The following is a 25321-nucleotide window of genomic DNA, read 5'->3' as shown; positions in this document are numbered from 1 at the left end:
AAGTAGGACATTACCAGGCTCCAAATAAGAGAAAGCCCGATTCGAAAGAGTCGGGCTTTTTTACGTCTGCAGGAAAGTGAAAGTATTAGCCGTCAGTCGTCAGCTATCAGCTGCACAGCGTTAACCTCAGAGCCAACGCATTCCATTAAAAACATTAAATGTACCTTTCTAAGTGGCTCTCTAGCGCTCTAGGCACTACGCAGTATTCTACTGCGTGGTCACTACGAAGTAGCACACTCACTCCAAAAGCAAGCAAGACTCGAATGACTTGAGCCTTCTTGTGTTCGTAGGAGTTTACCAGTAATAGCTAGTGTTGTTTTATGTACTCTAACAGGGTAAAGAGTGAGGTATTGGACAGATTTACCCTACAGTATTGTTTCATTGCTGATGACATCCCGTAACTTTACTAATGTGACATAGTTTAATAGCGTTTAATTTGAGATATACAAACTAGTAACTGCTACTTTAAAGCTTAATAGGCTCTCGGTGAGCCTTTATTAAGGAATGCACAAAACATAGGGAAAACGTTTTAGCTAATAGGTGGCTTATCAGCAATTATTAAAGTAACTATGTTGCTGAAGTAAAATAGATAGGATCAAAAACGCCAACTCAAGGTTGGCGTTTTAATTATCAGGCTAAAGGTGATTATTAAACTTTAGGGCCTGCGTTTTTAATTTCGTCAGATACGTCGTATTTAGCAAAATTTTCTGTGAAATCAGATGCAAGCTTAGCCGCATACTCTGCGTATTTAGCTTTGTCTTCCCAGGTATTGATTGGGTTAAGAAGCTTGCTATCTACGCCCGGTACTGCAACTGGTACGTCTAGGTTTAGCACGTCAATGTGTTGGGTTTCTACACCGGCTAATTTTCCAGATACGATTGCATCCACAACAGCTCGTGTTGTTGGAATATCAAAACGCTTACCAATACCGTAAGGGCCACCTGTCCATCCAGTGTTAACTAGGTAAACTTTAGCGCCGAATTCACGTACACGCTTCATTAGAAGCTCTGCGTATACACCTGCAGGGCGTGGGAAGAAAGGAGCACCAAAACAGGTTGAGAATGTTGATTCAATATCGCTAGTAGAACCAATTTCTGTAGAGCCAACTTTTGCTGTGTAGCCACTTAGGAAGTGAAATGCTGCAGCTTCTTCGGTTAGAACAGATACCGGCGGTAGTACACCACTCACATCACATGTTAGGAAAACAACAGCCTTAGGCTCACCTGCGCGGTTTTCAACTTTACGTTTTTCAACGTGCTCTAGTGGGTAAGCTGCACGGCTATTTTGAGTTAGGCTGGTATCGTTGAAATCAGGAACACGGTTTTCATCAAGTACCACATTCTCTAAAATTGTACCGAATCGAATAGCTTCCCAGATAACAGGTTCATTCTTTTGAGAAAGGTCGATACATTTAGCGTAACAACCACCTTCGATATTAAATACACTACCTGGTGCCCAGCCGTGCTCGTCATCACCGATTAAGAAGCGAGTTGGATCTGCTGATAATGTTGTTTTACCTGTACCAGATAAACCAAAGAATAATGCGGTATCTCCTGCTTCACCTACGTTAGCAGAACAGTGCATTGGTAATACACCTTTCGCTGGTAGTAGGAAGTTTTGCACAGAGAACATCGATTTTTTCATTTCACCCGCGTAGCGCATGCCAGCAAGTAACACTTTACGTTGTGCAAAGTTAATAATAACTGTGCCATCGCTATTGGTACCATCGCGCTCTGGATCACATACAAACGAAGGTACGTTCATTACTTGCCACTGAGGAAAGTCGGCTTTGTTGTATGATTGTGGTTGGATGAACATATTTTTAGCGAAGATATGGTGCCAAGCAGTTTCTGTTGTTACAACCACTGGAAGGTAGTGCTCTGGATCAGCGCCTACTTCAAGGTGAGAGATAAAGTGGTCGTTGCTTTGCACATGTGCTTCTACACGTGCCCATAAGGCGTCAAACTTATCTGCATCGAATGGGCGATTTACATTACCCCATTGGATTTCATTTTCAGTACTTGATTCTTGAACAATAAAACGATCTTTTGGAGAACGACCGGTACGACGACCAGTGTTAGCTACAAAAGCACCATTGGCGGCTAAAGTCCCTTCGCCACGGCTGATAGCGTGTTCGACAAGTTCAGCTGCAGTTAGATCGACAAAACGGGTAGCGCTTGAAGTCATGTTTATACCTAAATTGTGTGAGATTGAACGGGATAGCTCTGGGTCTTAGTAACCTTTAAGCTGCAAATATAGTAACAGATGGATTAAGGATATTCGAGCTTATAAACGCCGTAAAAACATATAAATTAAGGAAAAAACATGAATAATTTCAATGATACCGGTGTCATGAAAAATGCTCAGCTTGTGATACCGGTGTCATTTTTTGGGCACAAAAAAGCCATAAAAAATTATGGCTATTTTATAGTGTGTTTTAAAAAGCTAGATTAATTAAATATACTTTTTATATCTTGTTCGTTAAATACATAATCTTTTAAACAGTAATGACAGCTAATTTTAATCTCACCATTTTTTTCGACATCATCCAAAAGCGTTTGTTGACCAACATTAACTAAAGCTGTCATCGTTTTTTCGCGATTACAGCCACATTTAAATTGAATTGGTTGAGGGTCAAATACGCGTGGGTTATCTTCATGATAAAGGCGCGTTAGAATAGTATTGGCATCAAGCTCTAGTAGCTCCTCATCTTTAATAGTATTGCTGATTGCTTCTAAGTGAGCAAAATCTTCAATCGATTTTTGTTTATCTACAGGTAGCACTTGTAAAAATAGCCCACATGCTTTGGCGCTGCCTTCTTCAGTATCAGTTGCAAACCAAAGGCGCGTCTTTAATTGCTCAGACTGCTCAAAATAGCTTTCTATACATTCACTTAATGTATCATGCTCTAAAGGTACTATACCTTGGTAACGCTCACCTTGAGTTGGAGTAATCGTGATAACCATGTAGCCTTGGCCAATGAGCTCTTTTACCGTTGAGCCAGTAACTTCATGTTGTAATCGCGCAATACCACGCATATTTTGTTGATCATCACCATTGATCACCGCATATTTTACGGGGCCATCACCTTGTAGTTGAACTGCAATTTCGCCTTCAAACTTTAACGTTGCTGTTAATAAACAGGTTGCAACAAGCAGCTCACCTAATAATGCTTTAACGGGCTCTGGATAATTGTGTTTCGCAATCATTTCATTGTAAGCGTTGTCTATTTGTACGAGTTCGCCACGAACATCGAGGTTGTCAAATAAATAGCGGTGAAGTAAATCTTGTTGCATGAGCGGCTATACCTAACTTGATTTCATTTTTAAAAGTTCGCGCCTTTGCTTTTTATCTGGTTTTTTATCCGGATGAGGAGCAAAGAAACTGTTATTTTTGCGTGCAATACTATTTTCTTCACGCTTAGCAATACTAGCATCAGATTCTTGATACATGGTCTGTGCAATGGGGGCGCTTTGGCGCTTTTCAAGTATATTTAATACTGTGATGGTTTTTTCATCAACGCCTTGAGCTAGCTTTATAACTGCGCCAATTTCTACAATTTTACTAGCCTTACTGCGTTGCCCATTATAATGTACTTTGCCGCCTTGTACCATTTCTCGAGCTATTGCACGCGTTTTATAAAATCGAGCCGCCCATAACCATTTGTCCAACCTCACTTTAAGTGCGTCAGCGTTTTCTGAGCTGTCATTGAGTTTAGTTTTCTTTGTCATAAAACATCCCTAGTAAATTTACTGCCTAGGTAAATTATCACGAAACCGTTACCGCATGTAGCTATTGCTTGATAGCTGATACGATAAATAAATTAATCTGTTTACAAAGTTTAATATTAGCGTGCTTGTTGAATGAAAAATGAAAAGGTACTATGGCTGAGTGATTTCGTTATAAATTAAAATAAGAACACTACCTATGGAACAGCACGTTCAACAATTTAAGCAGTTATTAAACCGTTTACCGCATGCGAAATTAAGCGCAATGGTTATGGTTTTAGTTGTTGTTTATATTGCATTTTTATTATCAAAACTGATGTGGCTATTATGGCCGCAGCCAGTAACATCTCCTCTTGCTCCTATCAGCTATTCTAACCAAGCTGTGGGTGGAAATAACCAGTCTGTAGATTCGATCATTGAGCAATTTTTATTTGGTAAAGTAAATGTAACAAAAAACACCAATACTGCTTCGCAAACTAAAGTCATTAATAATGCCCCTGAAACGCGTCTTAGTATTAATTTAACCGGTATCGTTGCTGTTAGTAATGATGATAAGGCGGGAATGGCTATTATTGAGTCGCAAGGCCGCCAGACGAGTTATTTAGTAGAGGATGTGGTGCAAGGTACACGTGCAAAAGTATCGCAAATACTCCCAGATCGTGTGATTCTAGATGTAAGTGGTCGCTTTGAAACCTTAATGCTTGATGGGCTCGACTTTACTAAAACAGTGTCTATGCCGGTACTCGCTGCGCGAGATGAGTCTGAAATGGGGCCTTTAGCGCCTTCAGCACAAAGCGATGAACAAATTGATGCCACTGCCAACCTTGAGGTGAAAGAAGCATTAATAGAAACTCGCGAAGAGCTTTTAGAAGAACCTGGCAAGCTATTTGATTATATACGTGTTTCTCAAGCGATGAATGATGGGGAACTTATAGGTTATCGTTTGAGTCCAGGTAAAGAGCCCGAACTATTTAAACAAATGGGATTACAAAATAACGATTTAGCCGTGGCAATTAACGGTTATCAATTAACAGATTTAAAACAGGCAATGGCAGCAATGAATGAGCTGCGAAACAGTACAGATGCAACTATCACAATAGAGCGTGATGGTGAGCAAATAGATGTACTATTTAGTCTGCAATAACTTAGCTTTGGAGTTTTAACATAATGGTTCAGGTGCTACACCTCAAAAAAATTAAAAAAGGGTTAGCTAAGTATGCAGCACTTTTTTTAGCGGCAAGTCTTTCTATGTCGGTTGCTGCTGTTGAATACGCTGCTAACTTTAAGGGCACAGATATTAATGAGTTTATTAATATTGTTGGCAAAAACCTTAATAAAACCATCATTATTGATCCTAACGTGCGTGGCAAAGTAAATGTACGTAGTTACGAATTAATGGATGAGGCACTTTACTATCAATTCTTTTTAAATGTTTTAGAAGTTTACGGTTATTCAGCCGTCGAAATGGATAACAACATAATAAAAATAGAAAAAAGCTCAGATGCTAAAAAATCAAACGTGCCATTAATTACTGCTGATAGCCAAGCGCTTGGCGATATGATGATTACACGGGTTGTGCGAGTTAAAAATGTAAGCGTACAAGAGTTAGGCCCTTTAGTTCGCCAATTTAGCGACCAAAAAGACGGCGGTCACGTTGCTAACTTTAATGCGGCCAACGTAATGATGCTAACTGGTCATGCAGCCTCGGTTAACCGCTTAGTAGAAATTATTCGCTCTGTTGACCAAGCGGGTGATAAGCGAGTCGATATCGTTAAGCTTAAGTTCGCAACGGCTGATGATGTTGTCTCTGTAGTAGAGAATATATACAAAGACAGTGGTAAGGGTAGCGTACCTGAGTTTTTAATTCCTAAAGTGGTGGCTGATGGTCGTACTAATAGTGTGATTGTTAGTGGTGAAGGCCAAGCACGCACACGGGCCATTGAGCTCATTAAACGTTTAGATGGCGAACTGGAAAGCCAAGGTAATACTAAAGTGTTTTACCTCAACTACGCAAAGGCCGAAGATTTAGTAAAAGTACTCCAAGGTGTGAGCAAATCGCTAGCAGAGGACACGCAAGGTGGAGCTACTAAATCACGTAGTAGTAATAAAAACGACACTAGCATTGAAGCTCACCCAGATTCAAATTCATTAGTCATTACCGCCCAGCCAGATACTATGCGTTCACTAGAATCTGTTATTGAGCGCTTAGATATTCGCCGCGCACAAGTACTAGTGGAAGCCATTATTATTGAAGTAATGGAAGGCGATGGCGTTAACTTTGGCCTGCAATGGATTTCAGAAGAAGGCGGCATGCTGCAATTTAACAACGGTACAACAGTACCTGTTGGCTCTTTAGCCGTAGCGGCTGAGCAAGCCCGTGATAAAACGGTGACTAAAAACATTATTGGTACTGAATCAGGTACTGTCACCAAATATGATGAAACAACTGAAGGCGATTACGGCCCGCTTGCGTCATTACTTGGTGGTATTAATGGGTTAGCTATGGGTGTAATTAAAAATGACTGGGGTGCAATCGTACAAGCAGTATCTACCGATACTAATTCTAATATCCTAGCGACTCCATCTATTACCACTATGGATAACGAAGAGGCGTCTATTTTAGTTGGTCAAGAAGTGCCTATTATTACCGGTTCACAAACAGGTAGTAACAATGAAAATCCATTTCAAACGGTTGAGCGTCAAGAAGTGGGTATAAAACTTAAAGTGACACCACAAATTAACGATGGTTCTGCAGTGCAATTAACCATTGAGCAAGAAGTTTCCAGTGTAAGTGGTGCAACGGCAGTTGATATTTCAGTGAATAAACGCGCAATTAAAACAACCGTGATGGCCGATGATGGCGGCATGGTGGTATTAGGCGGCTTGATAGATGAAGATGTGCAAGAAAGCGTGTCAAAAGTACCATTACTAGGCGACATCCCTATTTTAGGGCACTTATTTAAGTCAACTAATACAACGAAGCGTAAGCGTAATCTTATTGTATTTATAAGACCGACCATTATTCGCGATGGCGTTAGCATGAATAAACTTAGCTTTAATAAATATAACTTTATTCGCGGCGAGCAATTTAAAAAACGTGAAGATGGTATTAATTTGATGCCAAAGTCAGACACGCCTATTTTACCTGAGTGGAATGACGAACTAGTGCTACCTCCTACGTACGAAGAGCATTTACGCAAACAAAATGCACAAGAGCGTAATGATGACTAATGCGATAGAAGATATTAATCAAGATGTTGTTCATCCAATTACTCACAGTAATGATGAACAGCTTGCTCAAGATGACTTAATTGAACTGCCTGCAAAACGTTTGCCGTTTTCATATGCCAGACGAGTGGGTGCGTTACTTAGTAAACATAAGGATAACCGAGTTGTTTACTATCGTGGCGAGTTGGATGTTGATGTATTATTAGAAGTGCGCCGTATTGCAGGACATGGCTTTACACTTGAGCAACTAGAAGATGATAAGTTTGAGCTATTACTAGAAGCATCGTATCAACGTGATAGCTCAGAAACTCAGCAAATGATGGAAGATATTGGTAATGAGGTTGATTTATTCTCACTAGCTGATGAGCTTCCTCAAACTGAAGACTTACTTGCCGGTGACGACGATGCGCCAATTATAAAGCTGATTAATGCCATGCTCAGTGAGGCAATTAAAGAAGGTGCCTCTGATATTCACATTGAAACATTTGAGCAAGAGCTGGTTATTCGTTTTCGGGTGGATGGCGTACTCAAAGAAGTTTTAAAACCTAATCGTAAACTAGCCTCTTTGTTGGTATCGCGTATTAAAGTAATGGCCAAACTCGATATTGCAGAAAAGCGCATACCGCAAGATGGCCGTATTAGTTTGCGTATAGCTGGGCGCGCTGTAGATGTGCGTGTGTCGACTATGCCATCGAGCTTTGGTGAGCGCGTGGTACTACGTTTGCTTGATAAAAACAATGCACGTTTAAACCTAGAAGACTTAGGTATGACAGCTCGAAACCGAGAGCTGTTTGCCGACTTAATTAGCAAGCCTCACGGTATAATCTTAGTAACAGGTCCTACAGGCTCTGGTAAAAGTACCACGCTATATGCAGGTATGAGCCAAATTAACTCGCGAGATCGTAATATCTTAACGGTTGAAGATCCAATCGAGTACGAAATCCCAGGTATTGGCCAAACACAGGTTAATACCAAGGTTGATATGACTTTTGCCCGTGGTCTGCGCGCCATTTTACGTCAAGATCCTGATGTAGTTATGGTCGGTGAAATACGAGATTTAGAAACAGCCCAAATTGGTGTGCAAGCATCACTTACTGGCCACTTAGTTATGTCTACGTTACATACTAATACCGCCTCAGGTGCAATCACTCGTATGGAAGATATGGGCGTTGAGCCGTTTTTATTATCGTCTTCATTACTGGGGGTGTTATCCCAGCGCTTAGTACGTACTCTATGTAATAGCTGTAAAGAAGGTCACGTTGCAGATGAGCGTGAATGTGAATTACTCGGCGTACCGTTTGACAATGCACCGACGATTTACCGCGCGGTAGGATGTGAAGAGTGTAACTTTAATGGCTACCGAGGTCGTACTGGTATTCACGAGTTATTAGTTGTCGATGAAACCATTCGTGAAATGATCCACAGCGGTAAAGGTGAGCAAAGCGTAGAGAAATACATTCGTAAGCACAGCCTAAGCATTCGTCAAGATGGCTGCAGCCGTGTGCTTGCAGGTAAAACAACGCTTGAAGAAGTACTGCGCGTAACGCGTGAGGAAGGCTAGCTATGGCAGCGTTTGAATACCGCGCATTAGATGGCCGGGGAAAAGAAAAAAAAGGTATTTTAGAAGCCGATACAGCTAAGCAAGTTCGTCAGATTCTGCGCGATCAAAAGCTCACACCACTTGAGGTGGTGCCTGCTGCGCAAGATGACAAACAAGTTAAAGGTCAAAAAGTACCTTTACTCGGTTCTTTATTTAAACCAACCATATCAACTGCCGATCTCGCTTTGATCACTCGTCAGCTTGCAACCTTAATTCAGTCTGCCCTTCCTGTAGAAGGGGCGGTGATGGCGGTTGCTGAGCAGTGTGAAAAACCACGCTTAAAACGTATGTTAATGTCGGTGCGCTCCAAAGTAGTGGAAGGTTATACCCTGGCTGATGGTATGAGTGAGTTTCCGCATGTATTTGACGATTTATACCGCGCTATGGTGGCGGCAGGTGAAAAGTCAGGTCACTTAGATCAAGTGCTCAACAGGCTAGCTGATTATACCGAGCAGCGCCAACATATGCGCAGTCAAATTACGCAGGCTATGGTGTATCCGATTATTTTGGTGGTGTTTGCTATTGGTATTGTTTCGGTGTTATTAGGTACTGTAGTACCTAAAATATTAAAAACGTTCGAAAAAACCAAACAAGTTTTACCTTGGACTACCGAGTGGGTTATGGCGGGTAGTCATTTTGTGCAAAATTACTGGTTTATAAGTTTACTGGTGATCACCGCTACCGCGGTTGGAATCAAGTATGCGCTTAAAAAACCTAAGGTACGGTTTTGGTGGGATGCAAAAGTATTACATATGCCAGGCATTGGTAAGGTTGCTAGAGGGATTAACACCGCGCGCTTTGCTCGTACTTTAAGTATTTTATCGTCAAGTTCAGTACCGCTACTAGAAGGAATGCGTATTTCTGGTGGGGTATTAGTTAACGAAAAAATCAAACAAGCTGTGGCCGATGCTGCAGAAAGAGTAAGTGAAGGGGCAAGCCTACGTGCTTCACTGCAGCAAACTAAGTTGTTTCCACCAATGATGCTGCATATGATAGCCAGTGGTGAAAAGTCCGGTGAACTTGAGCAAATGTTAGAACGAGCTGCTAACAATCAAGATCGCGAGTTTGAAAGTATGGTTAATGTGTCATTAAAATTATTAGAACCTGCAATGATTGCCTCTATGGCAGTCATTGTACTGTTTATAGTAATGGCAATTTTGCAACCTATTATGGCGATGAATAAGGCTGTTGGCCTTTAATTATTTTTTATATTAATGATTTACTTAAATCATTTTTGCTTAGTGTTTTTAGAATAACGAGGTAATAACGTGAATAAACAATCAGGTTTTTCTTTATTAGAAGTGATGGTGGTATTGGTTATCATCGGGATGATCATGTCGATTGTGGCACCTAATATTATGGGGCAGCAAGAAGAAGCGGCTATTGATAAAGCGCATTTAGATATTCAGCAGTTAGAAGATGCCGTTAGCCTTTACAAGTTAAAAAATAAAAGCTACCCGAGTACAGAGCAAGGGCTTGAGGCGTTGGTAACTAAAACCAGCATTGAGCCTATCCCAAAGCGTTTTCCTGATGGCGGTTTTATTAGTAAATTGCCAGAAGATCCATGGGGCAACCCTTACCAACTTATTTACCCAGGTGAAGTAGGTAAAATTGATATTTTTTCAATGGGACCTGATGGCGAACCGGCTACTGAGGATGATATTGGTAACTGGGGTGAAGATAAGCAGTAATGGGCATTAACTTAATCATACGCTTAAACTTAGTTGATTGGGGTTTACCATGCGGGTAAACCTTAAGCACCTGAGTGCGAAGCAATATGGTTTTAGTTTAATAGAAATTTTAGTGGTATTGGTGATCATCGCCTTTGCCACCAAAATGGTGGTATACAGCTTAGATGGCGGCGCAGAGGAAGAGCTAGATAAGCAAGCAAGTAGGCTGCATACCACCATTAATGCCGCATCGGAATTTGCCGTACTTAATCAGGTAGAGTTAGGTTTATTAGTTGATCAAAATACGCTTGAGTTTTTAGTGTTTGATGGCGAAAAGTGGACCAGCTTTGAGCGGGAAGAGTTATTTAAACCAATTGAGTTTGACCAGCAATTTAAAGTAACACTTAATCTAGAAGACTTACCTTGGGCACAAGATAACTTATTAGAGCAGTCTAACTGGCGTGAGTTAATGAGTGGCGATAATGAAGATAGTTTATTAGAACTTAAAAAATTAAAAGTTCCTCAAGTACTTCTTTTATCCTCTGCTGATGTAAGTGCATTTCAGCTTATGCTTGAGTTAAAAGATCAGGCGGAGCCGGTATATTTTATTGAAGGTAAATTTGCAGCGCCAGTTGATTTTCGTCGAGAGCCCCAATAATGAAAAAATACCAAGGTTTTACCTTATTAGAAGTCTTAGTTGCGCTAAGTATTTGTGCTATGGCGGGTATTGCTGCAATGCAAGCAACTGGTGAGCATATTCATCACTTATCGAGTATTGAAGAGCAAACGTATGGCTCATGGGTAGCCGAGAATGTATTGGTAGAACAACGAACGAAAGGCGAAAAATGGCAAGGTAAAAATGGTACCCGCGGTACTGAGATGATGGCGGGGATTGAATGGTTTTGGCGCCAAGATGTTGTGCCCACTGCTGATAAGAGCTTTGTAAAGGTCACTATTAATGTGTTTACAGATGATAAGTATGAAAATTCAATTTATGAGTTAAGTACTTACTTAAATAAAGGTAAGCCATAAGTGAAGCAGCGCGGTTTTACATTATTAGAAGTGATGGTGGCACTAGGGGTGTTGGCGTTTGTTATTATGGCCACCCACCAAATACTTGACACCACCACGCGTGCCAAAGAAGCATCAGATGAAAAAATTGCTGAGCTAAATGGGTTACAAACAGCCTTCAGGCTAATGGATCAAGACTTTAGCCAAATGACTAAACGCCAAGTGCGTAATGAAGCTGGGGATTTTCAAGAGAGTTACTTACTTGCAGGGCGCTACATTTTAGAAAGCCAGCTTGATGGCATTGCCTTTGTGCGTGATGGTTGGATGAATCCCATTAATTTACTTCCTCGCTCAGAGCTGCAAGCTGTTGGTTATCGAGTAATTGATGACAACTTAGAACGAGTATATCGCATTTATGTTGATCAACTTGATAATATAGAGCCTCGTAGCCAAGTTGTTTTAGCTGACGTAGAAGAGCTTAAATTTGAGTTTTTAGATGGTAACGCAGAGTGGCAAGAAAACTGGCAAATTAAGGCGTTACCTAAAGCGGTAGCTGTAACGTTAAAGCAAATGAACGCAGAACCAATTAGACGCGTTTTTTTAGTGCCAGGACTCGGTAAAGAGCTACCAAAACCGGTTAATGATGGTATTAACCAATCGCAACCAAATGGCCGAGGAACGCCTTGATGAATCAAAAAACATCACGCGGCGCGGCGTTAGTTATTGTGTTATTTATTGTCGCGCTGGCTGCTATTTTAGCCGTAGAAATGAGTGCGAACTTAATGTTACAGGTACAAAGAAGTACCAACTTGCAGAGTCAGCAACAGGCTAAATGGTATGCTTATGGCGCTGAAGAATTAGCTATTAAAGGCTTAATTCAAAGTAAAAAAGACGATCCAGAAAAAACCACCTTAGCGCAGCCGTGGGCAAAGCAAGGTGATGTTAAGTATCCAGTTGATAACGGCACGTTAAGCGGTCAGTTAACTGATTTACAAGCCTGTTTAAACTTAAATGCGCTTGGTGCTGAGCCTGACCCAAACAGTACTAATAAAACGAACCCTGCGCATAAAGCGTTGTTTGCCATATTAGAAAATATAGAAGACTTACCCAGTGATGAGTCTGAAGAAGGTATGGCTGATAGTGTTTTTGACTGGTTAGATAAAAATAGTATTACGTATCGCTCAGGAGCTGAAGAAGGCGAGTATTTATCGCGTCAGTTTCCGTATATGACAGCAAATAGCCTATTTGCTTCGGTATCTGAACTGCGTTTAATTAAAGGCTTTAACCCTTTAGTGATGGAAAAGGTGCTGCCTTTTGTCTGTGTGATCCCAGGTAGTACGTTACTTTCAATTAATGTTAATACAGTCACTGAAGAGCAAGCTTTATTGCTCAGTGGCCTAATAGACGAACTGAGTGTTTCGGGTGCTCAAGCGGTAATTGCAGCGCGACCTGAAAATGGCTTTGATAATATTGAAGAGTTTTTTGAGTCTGTTAAACAACAAGGCGGCAAAAATATCAAAGCAGTAGAAAAGCTTTTTAGTTTAAAAAGTGAATATTTTAAATTACAAACGCAGGCAAAATTTGTTGATTTGCGTTTTTCGATGACCACATTACTGTATGCCAACAATGGCGAGGTAACGATACTGGCGCGAAAATTTGGAGGCGTACAGTGACAGAGATACTGTTGATCCGCACGGGTCAAACCGAGCAAGATTTACTTAACTGGTTAATATACTCACCACAAGAACAAGAAATAATAGCCAGTGGCGAGCTACAAAATGCCAATCAGTTAAGTGAACTAACTGAAAAAGCATTAACCCGAGAGCTTGTGGTACTTTTACCATGTGACCAGGTGCAATTAAAAACGGTGAAACTGCCAACAAAGTGGAGCCGTAAATTAGAGCAAGCATTGCCCTATATGCTCGAAGAAGATCTTGCATGCGATATAGACGACATTTATATCGCGCTTGGGGAGCCAACTATGGTTGATGAGCAGCATGCAATTAAGATTGCGCTAACGAACCGTGATTGGTTTGAGCACTGGTTAGAAGTATTTGAACAACATCAACTCACCCCGTATCAAATAGTACCGGATGCATTGCTATTGCCAGGCGCTGAAGAGTCATGTGTTACTGCCATCGAACTTAATAAACAGTGGCTCTTTAAACAAGGTGACTGGCATATTAGCGCGGTTGAAAGCAGTTGGCTAAAAGAGTATTTAGTAGCATTAGGCAACCCAGATATCAAGCATTACAGCCCTGCTGTTCAGTTTCCTGAAGCACTTAACTTATATCCACAAACAAGTGACTATGAGTTACCGTTAGCATTATTTGCTAAACAACTTGATAAACTTAAGTTTAATTTGCGTCAAGGACCTTACACCCTTAAAAAGAAAACTGCGTTATGGTGGGGTTACTGGAAAAGTGCTGCCATTATTAGTGTGATTGCCTTGGTATCAAGTGTGACTATTAAAGCGGTTGAATTGCATCAGCTTAATTCGCAGCTAGAAGTAGCTAAATCGCAAGTAGTAGAGCGATATCAAAAAGCCTTTCCTGGCACGCGGGTGCGACCTCATTTAATTAAAAATCAAATACAGGGTGCATTGAATAAAGTACAAGGTGTTAGCGATGCTGGCTTTTTAGATTTAACCAGTAAATTGGTTAGCGTGTTTTCGCAAGTGAATGAGTTTACGCCACAAACATTACGCTTTGACAAACGCCGTAATGAATTGCGCATTCGAGCGCGTGGTAAAGACTTTCAAACTTTTGGTAAGGTTAAAGCCATTCTCGAGCAGCAAGGGGTTACTGTTGAGCAGGGCTCGTTAAATAATGATGGCGATTTTATCGTCGGCGAAATCAGACTGCGAGGTGCACAATGAAGCAGCAGTTCATGCAATATTGGCGTTCATTAAAAGAGCAAGAGCAACAACTAATTATGGTTGCAGGCGGTGTATTTATCATTTTTGTTTTGGTGATGGGGGTTTTTAGGCCTTTAAATACTGCGATAGAGCGGGCACAGCAATCACAAATAAAACAGCAAGAATTGTTAGCCTGGGTAGACGAGAGTATTGTTAAGCTCAAAGCCGCGGGTAAAACGCAAGCTGTGAGTAATCAAAATCTCAGCCAAATAGTTAATAATACGCGCGGCCGTTACAGCATTAATATTAGTAAAATGCAGCCTAATGATAACTCACTTCGTTTAACGCTCGACTCAGTAGAGTTTAATCTATTAATCCAATGGATTGACGAGCTCGTTAATCAGCATGGTTTAAGCGTAGAAAATCTAGATTTAAGCCAAGATGATAAATCCGGTTATGTACGCGTAAGCCGTTTAGTATTAGAGAAGTAGTTAATGAAAAAAATAATAATATTATCCATCGTTTTTTTAATGAGCTTTATTGTTTTTAGCGTTATTAAATTACCGGCTGCGGTTGCTGTAAATTTAGCTAAACCGTATTTTCCACCGCAGCTAGAAATAGGACAAACTGCTGGCACGTTGTGGCAGGGACAAGTTATGCAGCTGCGCTTTGAAGGTGAGCAATTAAATAATGTACGCTGGGATATATCTGGCTGGGCGTTATTTAAAGCTCAAGTGAATACTAACTTACGCTTTGGTAATCCTCGCGAACGCAGTGACATATCGGGCTATGCAGATATTAGTTATTCACTAGCAAATGATGAACTTAAAATAACTGATACCGTAGTGCGTTCAACGGTTGAGCGAGCAATGCAGCGAATTGATTTACCGTTACCAGTTACTGCTAAAGGACGTGTAATCTTAGAGCTCGATGAATACGTTTCTGGAGCGCCATATTGCCAATCACTACAAGGTGAAATAGCCAGTCCTGATATTGACGTACAAGGTTTAACTGGTTGGTTCAATATTGGTGATCTTAGTGGCAAATTAAGTTGTAAGTCGGGCGATGTTGCTATACTCATCGAGCCAGGCAATAGATTAGGGCTAGAAGCAGATGCTACACTAAAGGCTAATTTTGACTTTAAAGTTGCGGGATATGTTAAACCTGATCTAACTTTACCCAAAGAGGTACATGACGCGGTGAAGTTTTTAGGCAGACCAGATAACCAAGGTCGTTACCCACTTAAATTTTAATATTTTATATAAAGAGTTTTAATGCAAATACCTCAGTTTACTGAGCAGCATGCTAAGCTGCTCAGCGAGTTTTTAAATACCCAATCAGGCGCAATGAGCCTTACCCAAAGCCAAGGTTATTTATTTGGCGTTATATGTTCACCTGAGCCATTAGAAGTTCACCAATGGTTAGAAAATATTCTCCCTGATACAGCAAACGACCTTGATGAAGACATATTGTTTTTATTTATGGCGTTACATCATCAAGTGAGTGAGCAAGTATTTGAGCTGGGTTATAAGTTACCTGCTGAGTTTGAATATGACTTTTGCCAGCACTGGTCTGCGGGTTTTTTAACCGCAAGCCAAGCGTATACCCATAAGTTATTAGCAAGTGAGCAACTAGACATTCAATACAAGCAAGCGCTTGAAAGCGCACAGGCTACGCTCAGTTTTTTTGCACTCGATAAACCAATCATTAAGCAAATTGCACAGCAAAATAATATTGATGAATTACACTTATGTGAGCAGCAGTACGAGTTAATGGGCGACTTTGCATTAGGTTTTGCTGAACTTATCGAAATTGTAGCGCTTAACAGTGGTTTATATACTGATGAAGGGTGGGAGGAGTAAGTTTTCTAGCGCTTAAACGTTGTTCTTAACACCTAACCGCCAATTTCTAATTCAATATCAGTGCAACCTTGTTTGCACTGTATTACTCCTTTACCGGGTTCGCTGGTGGCTAAGTTAAGGATTAATACGCCATTACAATGTTCGCATTTTAACGTTTTACCCTGTGCCAATTGCTTAAGCATGGTGCGATGTTTATGAAATGAGTTACTTGCTTTTTTATTTAATCCAGAAAAATCCATTACTTTACTCTCGCTTGCGCTAATGACTCTTTGATAATACGACATACAGTAAGTAATCGTTCTTCGTAAAAATAGAGGTTTAGATCACCTTGGCGACAATAGCGTAGTTCAAATAACTTGACTGATTCATCCGTAGTAAATGTTTTAGCAACATAGTCTTGCTCAGAACGAGAAAGTGCTAACTGTTGATTCACTTTATTTCTCGTCATGGTTGCTACAGGAAAGCGATCTACTTTAGTTGAGCTGCTTAACAAACCGATACCATCACCGAGCAACCGTTCGCGCGGCTCTTTTACCAAAGGATGATCAACGGTAAAAAATGCTAGGATCACAACCACTAGTATAAAAAATTTCTTCATAAATATACAAACCTTGATCCAAACAACACTTTAGTAGCCGGCAAGTGTAATAAAATACACCTTAAAAGCAAGTCACAAATTGAATAAATTATTAGCAATCTAGTCAGTAATTTTAGCTAATATGCGTATAATAAGAGGCAGTAGTTAGATATTTCTGAAATATCTGAAAGTACAAAAGTGCGACTTAAAGCGTATTATGTTTAGCATGCAAGTTGTTACACTTAGGCGAAAGTACAAAAAGATTGCTGAATTTTTATTTCCTAGCGGCGTTGAGGAACTTCAATGGATAAGCAAATTAAAGTAAAAAACATACCAACAGAGGTTAAGATCCAAAAACCTGATCTGAGCCGTCAAGAAGATAGATTTAACCCCCGCAATCGTATTTATGTACGTGCGGTTACAGGGCTTCATCAATTACTAAGACAACGTATCGGCTTTTTAGGCATGTTAGCGTTTATGTTATTGCCTTGGATCAACTTTAATGGCCAGCAAGCTGTTTTGTTTGAGCTAATGGAGCAAAAGTTTAATATTTTTGGTTTAACCCTATGGCCACAAGACTTCACTATTCTTGCATTTATTTTTATGCTTGCGGCGTTTGCTCTATTTTTAGTGACTACTTTTTATGGCCGCGTATGGTGTGGCTATACCTGTCCGCAAACAGTATGGACCTTTATTTTTATTTGGTTTGAAGAAAAGTTTGAGGGCAGTGCTAACCAACGTAAAAAGTTAGACCAACGGCCAATGGATTTTGACAAATTCTGGCGAAAAACCGCAAAGCACACTAGTTGGGTGTTATTTTCTTTGTATACCGCGTTAACTTTTGTGGGTTATTTTACGCCTATTCGCGAACTACTCCCTGAATTTGTTACCTTTAACGTAGGCGGTTATGCCTTAGTTAGTATTATTGTATTTACTATTTGTACTTATGGTAACGCGGGTTGGATGCGCGAGATTATGTGTTTACATATATGCCCATACTCACGTTTTCAGTCAGCAATGTTTGATAAAGACACCTTTACTGTAAGCTACGATGAAGCGCGTGGTGAAAACCGCGGGCCTCGGTCACGTAAACAAGACCCAAAAGAGCTGGGGTTAGGTGATTGTATTGACTGTAACTTGTGTGTGCAAGTTTGCCCAACTGGGATTGATATTCGTAATGGTCTGCAATACGAGTGTATAAACTGTGGCGCGTGTATTGACGCCTGTGACGGCGTAATGGACAAAATGAATTATCCTCGAGGCCTAATCTCTTATACCACCGAGCGTAACTTGGAAACCCCAGAGAATAAAACTCATCCGCTGCGTCCTAAACTGATTGGTTACAGTATTATTTTAGTCTTACTTACCGGTGCGTTGGTAGCCAATATAGCTATGCGTAAACCTATGGACTTTGATATTATCCGTGATCGCAATCAGTTGTATCGTGTAGATTTTAATGGCTTAGTTGAAAACACCTACACCTTAAAAGTGATTAATAAGGCACAGTACGAGCAAACATTCTCTATTGATGTTAAAGGGTTAGATAACTATAAATACATAGGTGATACCACCTTTACGGTGAACGCTGGTGAATCGCATAATGTACCGTTATCATTAGTAATGGACCCTTATGATTTAAAAGCGCCAATGACCGAGTTTAACTTTGTACTGTCGCCAATAAACGAACCCGATAACCAAATATCGCAGCAAAGTAACTTTTTTAAAGCGCGATAAAGAGTCTGTATTAAAAGACGAACACTGATATTAACAAAAAAGCGGGATATTCCCGCTTTTCTTTTATATAAGAAGTATATGAGTAAATTTAGCTTTATTGACTTAACCCCAGATCTTATTTTGGATGCCATCGAAAGCGTTGATATTTACGCTGAGTCAGGGTTGCTAGCGCTAAATAGCTACGAAAATCGAGTGTATCAATTTGTAGCTGAGGGTGGAAAACGTTACGTTGTTAAGTTTTATCGGCCTGAGCGCTGGAGCAAAGCACAAATTCAAGAGGAACATGATTTTGCTTTTGAACTGGCAGCCGCAGAAGTACCGGTGGTTGCGCCAATAAAGCATAATGGGCAAAGCTTATTTGAACACCAAGGGTATTTATTTACTTTATTCCCAAGTGTAGGCGGGCGTTTATTTGAAGTCGATAATTTAGATCAGCTTGACGTACTAGGGCGTTTAATTGGTCGCATGCACCAAGTAGCGAAAACGCAGCCCTTTACCCAAAGACCAACTGTTAGCTGCGATGAATACCTGCATACAGCTAAAGTTCACTTACAAAAAAGTAATTTAGTTCCTATGGGATTAGAAACTTCCTTTTACACTATTTTAGATTTAGTTATTGCCCAAGCGCAGCTGCAATATAAAAATGTAGACAGTATTCGCTTACACGGAGACTGCCATGCTGGTAATATTTTATGGGCTGGGGATGCGCTGATGTTTGTTGATTTAGACGATAGCCGCCAAGGACCTGCAATTCAAGATTTATGGATGATGCTCAGTGGCGATCGACAAACACAGCTGTTACAGTTAGACACTTTAGTGAATGCGTATGAAGAGTTTTGTGATTTTGATCACTCACAACTGAAGCTGATCGAACCGCTTCGCGCCATGCGTATGATTCATTACATGGGTTGGGTTGCAAAACGTTGGAGCGATCCAGCTTTTGTACGGAACTTTTCATGGTTTGCAGATGACAAATACTGGGAGCAACAAATTTTAGCGCTTAAAGAACAGCTTGCAGCTTTGCAAGAAGCCCCGTTAAAATTATTGCCATAATATTTTTATTTAAAAAAGAAGTATAACGAGATATTCATGCTTAAAAAATTAAAACTAAGTTTACTGATCCTATGTTTACCTTTCGCAGTACTAGCTGCCAACTTTGAAGCAGGTAATCAATATACTGTGATTGACGTTGAAAAGAGTAAAACGCCAAACGTAACCGAATTCTTCTCTTTCTATTGCCCGCACTGTTTTAAGTTTGAGCCGGTAGCAAAAGGGATTGCAGAAAACTTACCTAAAGGGGCTGAGTTTGTAAAAAATCATGTTAACTTTTTAGGGGGCGTTTCACCACAAGCACAAAGTAACCTGAGCTTTGCTTACTTAATTGCAAAAAAACATGGTCAAGCAGAAGCAGTAACAGCGCAAATTTTTAAAAGCATCCATATTCAGCGTGCACCATTAACAGAAATTAAAGACGTTAAGAAGTTATTAGAGCTTAACGCAATTGATAACAGCACATTTGATAATGATATTGCTAGTTTGCCTATCATAGCAGCTGAACGTGCCATGCAAGATAAGCAGAATAAATATTCTGAGCTTGGCGCATTAACTGGCGTACCTACATTTATCGTAAATGACAAATATAAAATCAATATTAATACAATCAAGAGCCAACAAGAACTTGATGAGTTAATTAGCTTTTTACTAAAACTATAATTTTTGGAGCACCATAATAATGATCAAATTAGTTAAAGCAGGGTTGCTTGCTGTATTACTCCCTTTAGCTGCAACCAGTTTTGCTGCCACTTACGAAGAGGGCGTACATTATGATGTCGTCTCTGATCGTGCAACCAGAAAGCCAGAAGTAAAAGAGTTTTTCTCTTTTTACTGCCCTGCATGTAATAACATGGAGCCACTGCTTGCTGAGATCAAACCTAAGCTAGACAAAAACGTAAAGTTCAAGAAAAGCCATGTGGATTTCGTGGGCGTTCGTGACCCAGAACATCAAACCATGATCAGCCAAGCACTAGCTACTGCTGAAGTACTACCGCAAAAAGATAAAATTATTTCAGCGATGTTTGACCACATTCACGCAAAGCGTGCTCGTTTTAATGAGCTTGCAGATGTAAAAGATGTATTTTTAGCGCAAGGTGTAGATGGCGACAAATTTGATAAATTATTTGAAAGCTTCTCGGTACGTACACTGAGCTCTAAAATGAAGCGCGACCAAGATTACTTTAAAGGAAAAGGGGCACTGCGTGGCGTTCCAACATTTATTGTTAATGGTAAATATAAGCTTAACTTAGGTGGCGAGTCAGGTATTTCATCGCCAGAAGATGTAAGCGCACTTATTAACTACTTAGCAAATAAATAAGTAGTTTAGTGAAATAAAAAAGCTCCGAAAGGAGCTTTTTTATTTGGAGAAGAAAATTCATTATGGAAAAAATTTTAATCTCAAGTTGTTTGTTAGGTTTGCCAGTTCGTTATGATGGTAAAGGCCAAACAATATTGCACCCTCAACTTAATTTGTGGCAAAAGCAAAATAGATTAATCGTATTTTGTCCTGAGATTGCTGGTGGCTTACTCGTGCCTAGAGCGCCCGCTGAGATAAAGCAAAATCGAGTTATTACAAATACTGCCGAGGATGTAACAAGTGCATTTGAAGCTGGCGCTAATAAAGCATTAGCCCTTTGTAATAAGCATAATATTCGCTTTGCTTTACTAAAAGAGTCTAGTCCTTCGTGTGGCCGTAATACAATTTATGATGGAAGCCATAGTGGGGTGAAAGTAAAAGGCATGGGGCTGACCGCTAAGTTATTGGTAAAGCATCAAGTTAAAGTATTTAGTGAAGAGCAAATACCAGCACTTATCAAGGCGCTGGCATTATAGTATTGGATTTTATTTTTTCTGTAAAAATACACCAGATTCAATATGGTGTGTGTATGGGAATTGATCAAATATTGCAAAGCGCTTAACCTCATGGGTTTGGCATAAGTGATCAAGGTCACGCTCTAACGTATCTGGGTTACATGAGATATAAATAATATTCTCATAGTTAGCCACTAAATCACACGTTAGGGTATCCATGCCGGCACGAGGTGGATCGACTAGAATGGTTTGGCAGTTGTAACTACTAAGGTCAATACCATCTAAGCGAGAGAAAGTACGCTCGCCTTTCATTGCCTGAGTAAACTCTTCGCTCGACATGCGAATAATATCTAAGTTAGTTACTTTGTTTTGAGCAATATTATATTGCGCTGAATGCACAGACGATTTTGATATTTCTGTTGCCAGCACTTTATTAAATGAGCCCGCAAGTGCAATTGAAAAGTTTCCGTTACCACAATACAGCTCTAGTAAATCATTGTTTAGTGGTTTACATAGCTCTTGCGCCCACTCTAACATTTTAATATTCACCTTCGCATTAGGCTGAGTAAAGCTATTTTCTACCTGTTGATATATTAGCTCTTGGCCATTTACCATTAAACGCTCAGTAACAAAGTCATCGCCTAATTTTTCTTTTTGCTTACGTGCACGGCCAATAAAGTCAATTTTGTACTGGCTACTTAGCTTTTCTTTTAAGGCATTAATCTCAGTTAACCAGTTTTCATCAAGTGGCTTGTGATAAAGCAAGCTCACTAAAATTTCACCGCTGAGGGTCGATAAATAATCTATTTGGAATAATTTACGACGCAGTACTTCACAGCCTTTTAAGTTATCAATCATTACCTGCATAACTTCACCTACTAAAGGAGCAGCAGGGTCAAAGGTATCGACACGTATTTTATCTTTCGTTTGTTGATCAAACATAATATGAAACAGATCGTCGCCATCGTGCCATACTCTAAATTCTGCACGTTGACGGTAGTTAATAGGCTCAGAGCTAAATACTTCTAACTGTTTTACACCGAAACGTTGAAACTGATCTGTAATACGCTGCTCTTTTTCATTTAATTGTGCATCGTACTGCGTGGTATCTATATTTATAACTGCCATTAACGGTATAACCTTATCGTTGAGATCTGTTTATCGGCGCTATTGTAGGGAGCGAAGCGTATTTGTCTAGTTTTGATCAAATATAGTGAGCTTTTTTTAAGCATTTTACTACAGTATAGGCTTACTTGGCCGATATAAGAGTATGTCTAAATAGGAGTCTTCTCATGAAAATAGGTAACTTTAGTTTTGTTCCAAACAGCAATGCCAATAAATACAATACTAAGCAAGCAATGCCACAGCCTAAAATAGACTCCCCACCAACGAGCTATCAGCAACGCGGAAAAGAATTGGCTGCTGCCGTATTGGGTGACAAAATGGCAAAAGAATTAGGCTTGCCGGTTGCTGAAGCGAAAAAAGACAAACCATTGTTTGATTTTAATGAAGTAGTCAAAAATGTTTTAGACTTTGTGACCAGCTCAGTAAAAAAAGCCAAAGCCAATGGTGCCGATGATGACAAGCTACAAGATATACTTAACCAGGCACGTAAAGGCGTGCAAACAGGTGTTGATGAAGCTGTAGATGAATTAAAAGGTATGGGCGTATTTAATCAAGAGCTTGAAGAGGGTATTGATAAATCAAAAGAGGGCATCTTTAATGGCCTTGATAAATTTGAGCAGAACTTATTTAATCCTCAGCCAGCAAGCGTAACGGTTAGTCAATCGCAATATGTGAACCTTAGTAACAGCGCTGATTATACTTTTACCACCGCAGAAGGTGATGAGGTGAGTATTAGTTTTGCAGACGCTTACCAATCCCAGTCATCTAGTCGCTATCAGCAAACTGAAAGCTCACAAGCATTTAGTACGCAATTTTCTGAGTCTCGTGAGTTGTCATTTTCTATGTCAGTAAATGGAGAGCTTAATGAAGACGAACAGCAAGCTATAAATGATTTAATGGCAGAGTTACAAGATGTAAGTAAAACCTTTTTCAGTGGTGATTTAGATAAAGCATTTGAACAAGCCCAAGAACTCAGCTTAGGAAATGAACAGCTGGTGGCATTTTCAATGGACTTACGTCAAAGCAAAACTGTGGCAGCTATTAAAGAGTATGAACAAATTAAGCCAACCTCAGAAAAGGCCATTGCCGAAACTGTCGCGCCTTTTAATGATGATCTAAAATCGGCTTACTCTAAAGCGCAAGCACTAGGATTAGAAAGCCAGCTATCAGGTATCATTCAATGGCTAAATCAAGATCAACAAGAAATAGATAAACTGGTTGATTACACTAACACCATGTTTGAAAACTTAGATAAATTAAACACAGCTACTGCAAAACTAGACGCTGAGTAAAACTACTTTCTTTTATAAAAGCCTCATGGCAAACTGCCGTTCTAAGTAAAGAGTAGGAATGGTAGTTTGTCAGCGCACATCATGGTATTTGATTCAGGTATAGGTGGAACCACAGTACTTGAGCATATTAAGCAAAGCATTCCTCACGCTCAATATAGTTACTTCATGGATAATGCATTATTGCCTTATGGTGCACAGTCGCAGCAGACTATAATTAGTCGCTTATGTGGACTAATCCAATTTATCAAAAATGAGTCGCTCAATGTCGACTTAATTGTTATAGCCTGCAATACCGCCTCAACATCTGCATTAAGTGCGGTACGTCAAATAACAGATATTCCAATTGTAGGGGTTGTACCTGCGATTAAGCCCGCAGCACAAATAACACAATCAAAGCATATTGGATTATTGGCAACCCCTGCTACAGTAGCAAGTTCATATACGGATACACTGATTAAAGAGCATGCCTCACTTATAACTACAAGCTTATATAGTAGTGTTGAATTGGTCACCCTGGCAGAAACATTCTTTTTTACCCAATACTTAGATATAGAAAAGCTGCACGCTGAGTTAAACCGATTAAATATTAATAAAGATATCGATGTGCTGGTATTAGGCTGTACTCACTTTCCTATTCTTGCTAAACCAATTAGTGATTACTTTAAAGCACATATAGAGTTGTTAGATTCTGGTGCGGCTATTGCTAAGCGAGTTAGATCTTTACTGAATTTAAGCGATGATCAAGCAGGCATAAAAAAGCCGCTGCGGTATTATGCAACGGCTGATATATGTAGTGATAAACTAGCCGTTAAGCAAGTTACACTGTTTGATCCGACTCTGAGCGATAAGAGTTAGAATCATCTTCTTGTTTTTGTTTTGCTTCACGTACTTTTAAAGTACGTTGTTGGAATTCACTATCATTTAACTTAGCAATTGCGTTATCCGCATCAGCTTGAGCCATTTCAACAAAACCAAAGCCGCGACGTTTGCCAGTATTCTTATCTTTCAATAAACGAACATTAAATACCTTGCCTTGCTCTTCGAACAAAGCACGTACAACGCCTTCATTTGCGCGATAAGGAAGATTGCCAACATAAAGTGTTTTTGTTTTTACTTCGGCTTCTTCTGCACTTACTGATGACATTGCAGCAATGACAAGTCCACCAATTAATAAACCAGCACCAAATAGTAGTGCAGGGTCTAATGCTAGGCTTGCAAGTGCAAACTTAACGATAACAAAACCAACAACAGCAAGAATAACTGCAAAGATAAAAGATTTTTGATCGGGTAATTTCATTTTGATCTACCAATAAACAGGAAATAAACATTAATTTAACATTGTGAACTTGCTATCTTAACGTCTTAATTGAACATAGCAATGAAATTTATAGTAAATAGTTAATAAGAGTGCAAAAAACGACCTGAAGTAAGCTCTTTCCATACCATTTCAATAGTATTTGCTTGAAAGTTGAGCAAACAGTAAAAAGATCTAAAAAAAAGGTTGATCTGTTTTCGGATCTCCCTATAATGCGACCCCACTGAGACGGGGAACGCCAACGCATAGCGAGGCACGAACTACTCAGAGAGTTAAATAAAACTTAAGTTTAAATCATCGTAAGAAAGTTTAAAATTAAGTGTTGACTCTAAAAATAAAGGATGTATTATACGCATCCCTAGCGACAACGTCGCAACGTTCTTTAACAATATAAAGCAATCATCTGTGTGGGCACTCGTACAGATTGAGTTCTAACAGCCAAGCTACTTAGGTAGTG

At 39.9% G+C, this 25321-nt stretch carries 28 protein-coding genes; 21 read left to right on the top strand and 7 right to left on the bottom strand.

What is annotated here, in order from left to right:
* Positions 1–648: 648 nt before the first annotated feature.
* Positions 649–2187 carry a phosphoenolpyruvate carboxykinase gene (locus tag DK924_RS18680; RefSeq protein ID WP_109875885.1) on the bottom strand — a complete coding sequence of 513 codons (1539 nt, stop codon included), beginning with the start codon at positions 2185–2187 and terminating at the stop codon, positions 649–651.
* Positions 2188–2325: 138 nt separating this feature from the next.
* Here DK924_RS18680 and DK924_RS18885 point away from each other — a divergent pair, with 138 nt between their 5' ends.
* Positions 2326–2454 (top strand): hypothetical protein, encoded by a 129-nt coding sequence (locus tag DK924_RS18885; protein WP_008113428.1) that lies wholly within the window; start codon positions 2326–2328, stop codon positions 2452–2454.
* On the opposite strand, the gene hslO is transcribed toward DK924_RS18885, so the two are convergent.
* Together hslO and hslR are read right to left on the bottom strand one after the other, a co-directional pair.
* Positions 2451–3296, bottom strand: coding sequence for an Hsp33 family molecular chaperone HslO (gene hslO, locus DK924_RS18675; RefSeq protein ID WP_109875884.1), 846 nt, complete (start codon positions 3294–3296; stop codon positions 2451–2453). The two genes, DK924_RS18885 and hslO, sit on opposite strands and share 4 nt — an antisense overlap.
* Positions 3297–3308: 12 nt before the next feature.
* The gene (gene hslR / locus DK924_RS18670) at positions 3309–3731 is read right to left on the bottom strand and encodes a ribosome-associated heat shock protein Hsp15 (RefSeq protein ID WP_010392996.1); all 423 of its coding nucleotides are present in this window, start codon (positions 3729–3731) and stop codon (positions 3309–3311) included.
* Positions 3732–3927: 196 nt separating this feature from the next.
* Between hslR and gspC the strand changes: the two genes are divergently transcribed.
* From gspC to DK924_RS18605, 13 genes are all read left to right on the top strand, one after another.
* Positions 3928–4872, top strand: a complete 945-nt coding sequence (gene gspC / locus DK924_RS18665) for a type II secretion system protein GspC (RefSeq protein WP_010392999.1) — start codon at positions 3928–3930, stop codon at positions 4870–4872.
* A 23-nt stretch (positions 4873–4895) separates the two neighbouring features.
* Positions 4896–6959 (top strand): type II secretion system secretin GspD, encoded by a 2064-nt coding sequence (gspD, locus tag DK924_RS18660; RefSeq protein ID WP_010393000.1) that lies wholly within the window; start codon positions 4896–4898, stop codon positions 6957–6959.
* Complete coding sequence (gene gspE, locus DK924_RS18655) at positions 6952–8517, top strand: type II secretion system ATPase GspE (RefSeq protein ID WP_109875883.1); 1566 nt, start codon at positions 6952–6954, stop codon at positions 8515–8517. The genes gspD and gspE overlap by 8 nt, the downstream gene beginning before the upstream one ends.
* 2 nt (positions 8518–8519) lie before the next feature.
* On the top strand, positions 8520–9755 hold the full coding sequence (gspF, locus tag DK924_RS18650; RefSeq protein WP_109875882.1) for a type II secretion system inner membrane protein GspF: 1236 nt from the start codon (positions 8520–8522) through the stop codon (positions 9753–9755).
* Between the two features lie 69 nt (positions 9756–9824).
* Positions 9825–10247 carry a type II secretion system major pseudopilin GspG gene (gene gspG, locus DK924_RS18645; RefSeq protein WP_010393008.1) on the top strand — a complete coding sequence of 141 codons (423 nt, stop codon included), beginning with the start codon at positions 9825–9827 and terminating at the stop codon, positions 10245–10247.
* 49 nt (positions 10248–10296) lie between these two features.
* Positions 10297–10884 carry a type II secretion system minor pseudopilin GspH gene (gene gspH, locus DK924_RS18640; protein WP_010393010.1) on the top strand — a complete coding sequence of 196 codons (588 nt, stop codon included), beginning with the start codon at positions 10297–10299 and terminating at the stop codon, positions 10882–10884.
* On the top strand, positions 10884–11258 hold the full coding sequence (gene gspI, locus DK924_RS18635; RefSeq protein ID WP_010393012.1) for a type II secretion system minor pseudopilin GspI: 375 nt from the start codon (positions 10884–10886) through the stop codon (positions 11256–11258). The genes gspH and gspI overlap by 1 nt, the downstream gene beginning before the upstream one ends.
* A complete protein-coding gene (gene gspJ, locus DK924_RS18630; protein WP_109875881.1) occupies positions 11259–11924 on the top strand; it encodes a type II secretion system minor pseudopilin GspJ in 666 nt (221 codons plus the stop codon).
* Complete coding sequence (gene gspK / locus DK924_RS18625; RefSeq protein ID WP_109875880.1) at positions 11924–12910, top strand: type II secretion system minor pseudopilin GspK; 987 nt, start codon at positions 11924–11926, stop codon at positions 12908–12910. The genes gspJ and gspK overlap by 1 nt, the downstream gene beginning before the upstream one ends.
* Positions 12907–14115, top strand: coding sequence for a type II secretion system protein GspL (gene gspL, locus DK924_RS18620; RefSeq protein ID WP_109875879.1), 1209 nt, complete (start codon positions 12907–12909; stop codon positions 14113–14115). Before gspK ends, gspL begins: the two co-directional genes overlap by 4 nt.
* Positions 14112–14585 (top strand): type II secretion system protein GspM, encoded by a 474-nt coding sequence (gene gspM / locus DK924_RS18615; RefSeq protein ID WP_054202944.1) that lies wholly within the window; start codon positions 14112–14114, stop codon positions 14583–14585. The genes gspL and gspM overlap by 4 nt, the downstream gene beginning before the upstream one ends.
* Before the next feature lie 3 nt (positions 14586–14588).
* Positions 14589–15347 (top strand): type II secretion system protein N, encoded by a 759-nt coding sequence (locus tag DK924_RS18610; RefSeq protein ID WP_109875878.1) that lies wholly within the window; start codon positions 14589–14591, stop codon positions 15345–15347.
* Between the two features lie 21 nt (positions 15348–15368).
* Positions 15369–15956 (top strand): UPF0149 family protein, encoded by a 588-nt coding sequence (locus DK924_RS18605; RefSeq protein WP_054202945.1) that lies wholly within the window; start codon positions 15369–15371, stop codon positions 15954–15956.
* A 32-nt stretch (positions 15957–15988) separates the two neighbouring features.
* Here the strand turns inward: DK924_RS18605 and DK924_RS18600 are convergent, their stop codons facing one another.
* Positions 15989–16195, bottom strand: coding sequence for a hypothetical protein (locus DK924_RS18600; RefSeq protein ID WP_109875877.1), 207 nt, complete (start codon positions 16193–16195; stop codon positions 15989–15991).
* Complete coding sequence (locus DK924_RS18595; protein WP_010393028.1) at positions 16195–16554, bottom strand: hypothetical protein; 360 nt, start codon at positions 16552–16554, stop codon at positions 16195–16197. The genes DK924_RS18600 and DK924_RS18595 overlap by 1 nt, the downstream gene beginning before the upstream one ends.
* Before the next feature lie 282 nt (positions 16555–16836).
* Here DK924_RS18595 and ccoG point away from each other — a divergent pair, with 282 nt between their 5' ends.
* The 5 genes from ccoG (at position 16837) to DK924_RS18570 (ending at position 21153) form a co-directional block, all read left to right on the top strand.
* Positions 16837–18267, top strand: a complete 1431-nt coding sequence (gene ccoG / locus DK924_RS18590; protein WP_010393031.1) for a cytochrome c oxidase accessory protein CcoG — start codon at positions 16837–16839, stop codon at positions 18265–18267.
* Positions 18268–18345: 78 nt separating this feature from the next.
* Positions 18346–19320: a serine/threonine protein kinase gene (locus tag DK924_RS18585; protein WP_075169546.1), complete on the top strand. Its 975-nt coding sequence runs from the start codon at positions 18346–18348 to the stop codon at positions 19318–19320.
* Between the two features lie 36 nt (positions 19321–19356).
* Positions 19357–19980 carry a thiol:disulfide interchange protein DsbA/DsbL gene (locus tag DK924_RS18580; RefSeq protein ID WP_109875876.1) on the top strand — a complete coding sequence of 208 codons (624 nt, stop codon included), beginning with the start codon at positions 19357–19359 and terminating at the stop codon, positions 19978–19980.
* A 19-nt stretch (positions 19981–19999) separates the two neighbouring features.
* Positions 20000–20638 (top strand): thiol:disulfide interchange protein DsbA/DsbL, encoded by a 639-nt coding sequence (locus tag DK924_RS18575; protein WP_008113400.1) that lies wholly within the window; start codon positions 20000–20002, stop codon positions 20636–20638.
* Positions 20639–20700: 62 nt separating this feature from the next.
* Positions 20701–21153: a DUF523 domain-containing protein gene (locus DK924_RS18570; protein WP_109875875.1), complete on the top strand. Its 453-nt coding sequence runs from the start codon at positions 20701–20703 to the stop codon at positions 21151–21153.
* 9 nt (positions 21154–21162) lie between these two features.
* Here the strand turns inward: DK924_RS18570 and trmA are convergent, their stop codons facing one another.
* The gene (gene trmA / locus DK924_RS18565) at positions 21163–22260 is read right to left on the bottom strand and encodes a tRNA (uridine(54)-C5)-methyltransferase TrmA (RefSeq protein WP_109875874.1); all 1098 of its coding nucleotides are present in this window, start codon (positions 22258–22260) and stop codon (positions 21163–21165) included.
* Between the two features lie 164 nt (positions 22261–22424).
* Here trmA and DK924_RS18560 point away from each other — a divergent pair, with 164 nt between their 5' ends.
* Both DK924_RS18560 and murI read left to right on the top strand, forming a co-directional pair.
* A complete protein-coding gene (locus tag DK924_RS18560) occupies positions 22425–23549 on the top strand; it encodes a DUF5610 domain-containing protein (RefSeq protein WP_010393043.1) in 1125 nt (374 codons plus the stop codon).
* A gap of 66 nt (positions 23550–23615) precedes the next feature.
* Positions 23616–24404: a glutamate racemase gene (murI, locus tag DK924_RS18555; protein ID WP_109875873.1), complete on the top strand. Its 789-nt coding sequence runs from the start codon at positions 23616–23618 to the stop codon at positions 24402–24404.
* Here the strand turns inward: murI and DK924_RS18550 are convergent.
* A complete protein-coding gene (locus DK924_RS18550; protein WP_055013410.1) occupies positions 24367–24846 on the bottom strand; it encodes an RNA-binding protein in 480 nt (159 codons plus the stop codon). The genes murI and DK924_RS18550 overlap by 38 nt on opposite strands.
* Positions 24847–25321 lie beyond the last annotated feature (475 nt).

Origin of the sequence: Pseudoalteromonas sp. meg-B1 (assembly GCF_003173795.1) — a bacterium.
GTDB classification, from domain to species: domain Bacteria; phylum Pseudomonadota; class Gammaproteobacteria; order Enterobacterales; family Alteromonadaceae; genus Pseudoalteromonas; species Pseudoalteromonas undina.
The sequence above is the reverse complement of the archived record's forward strand: the minus strand, read 5'-3'. Positions and strand labels throughout refer to the sequence as shown.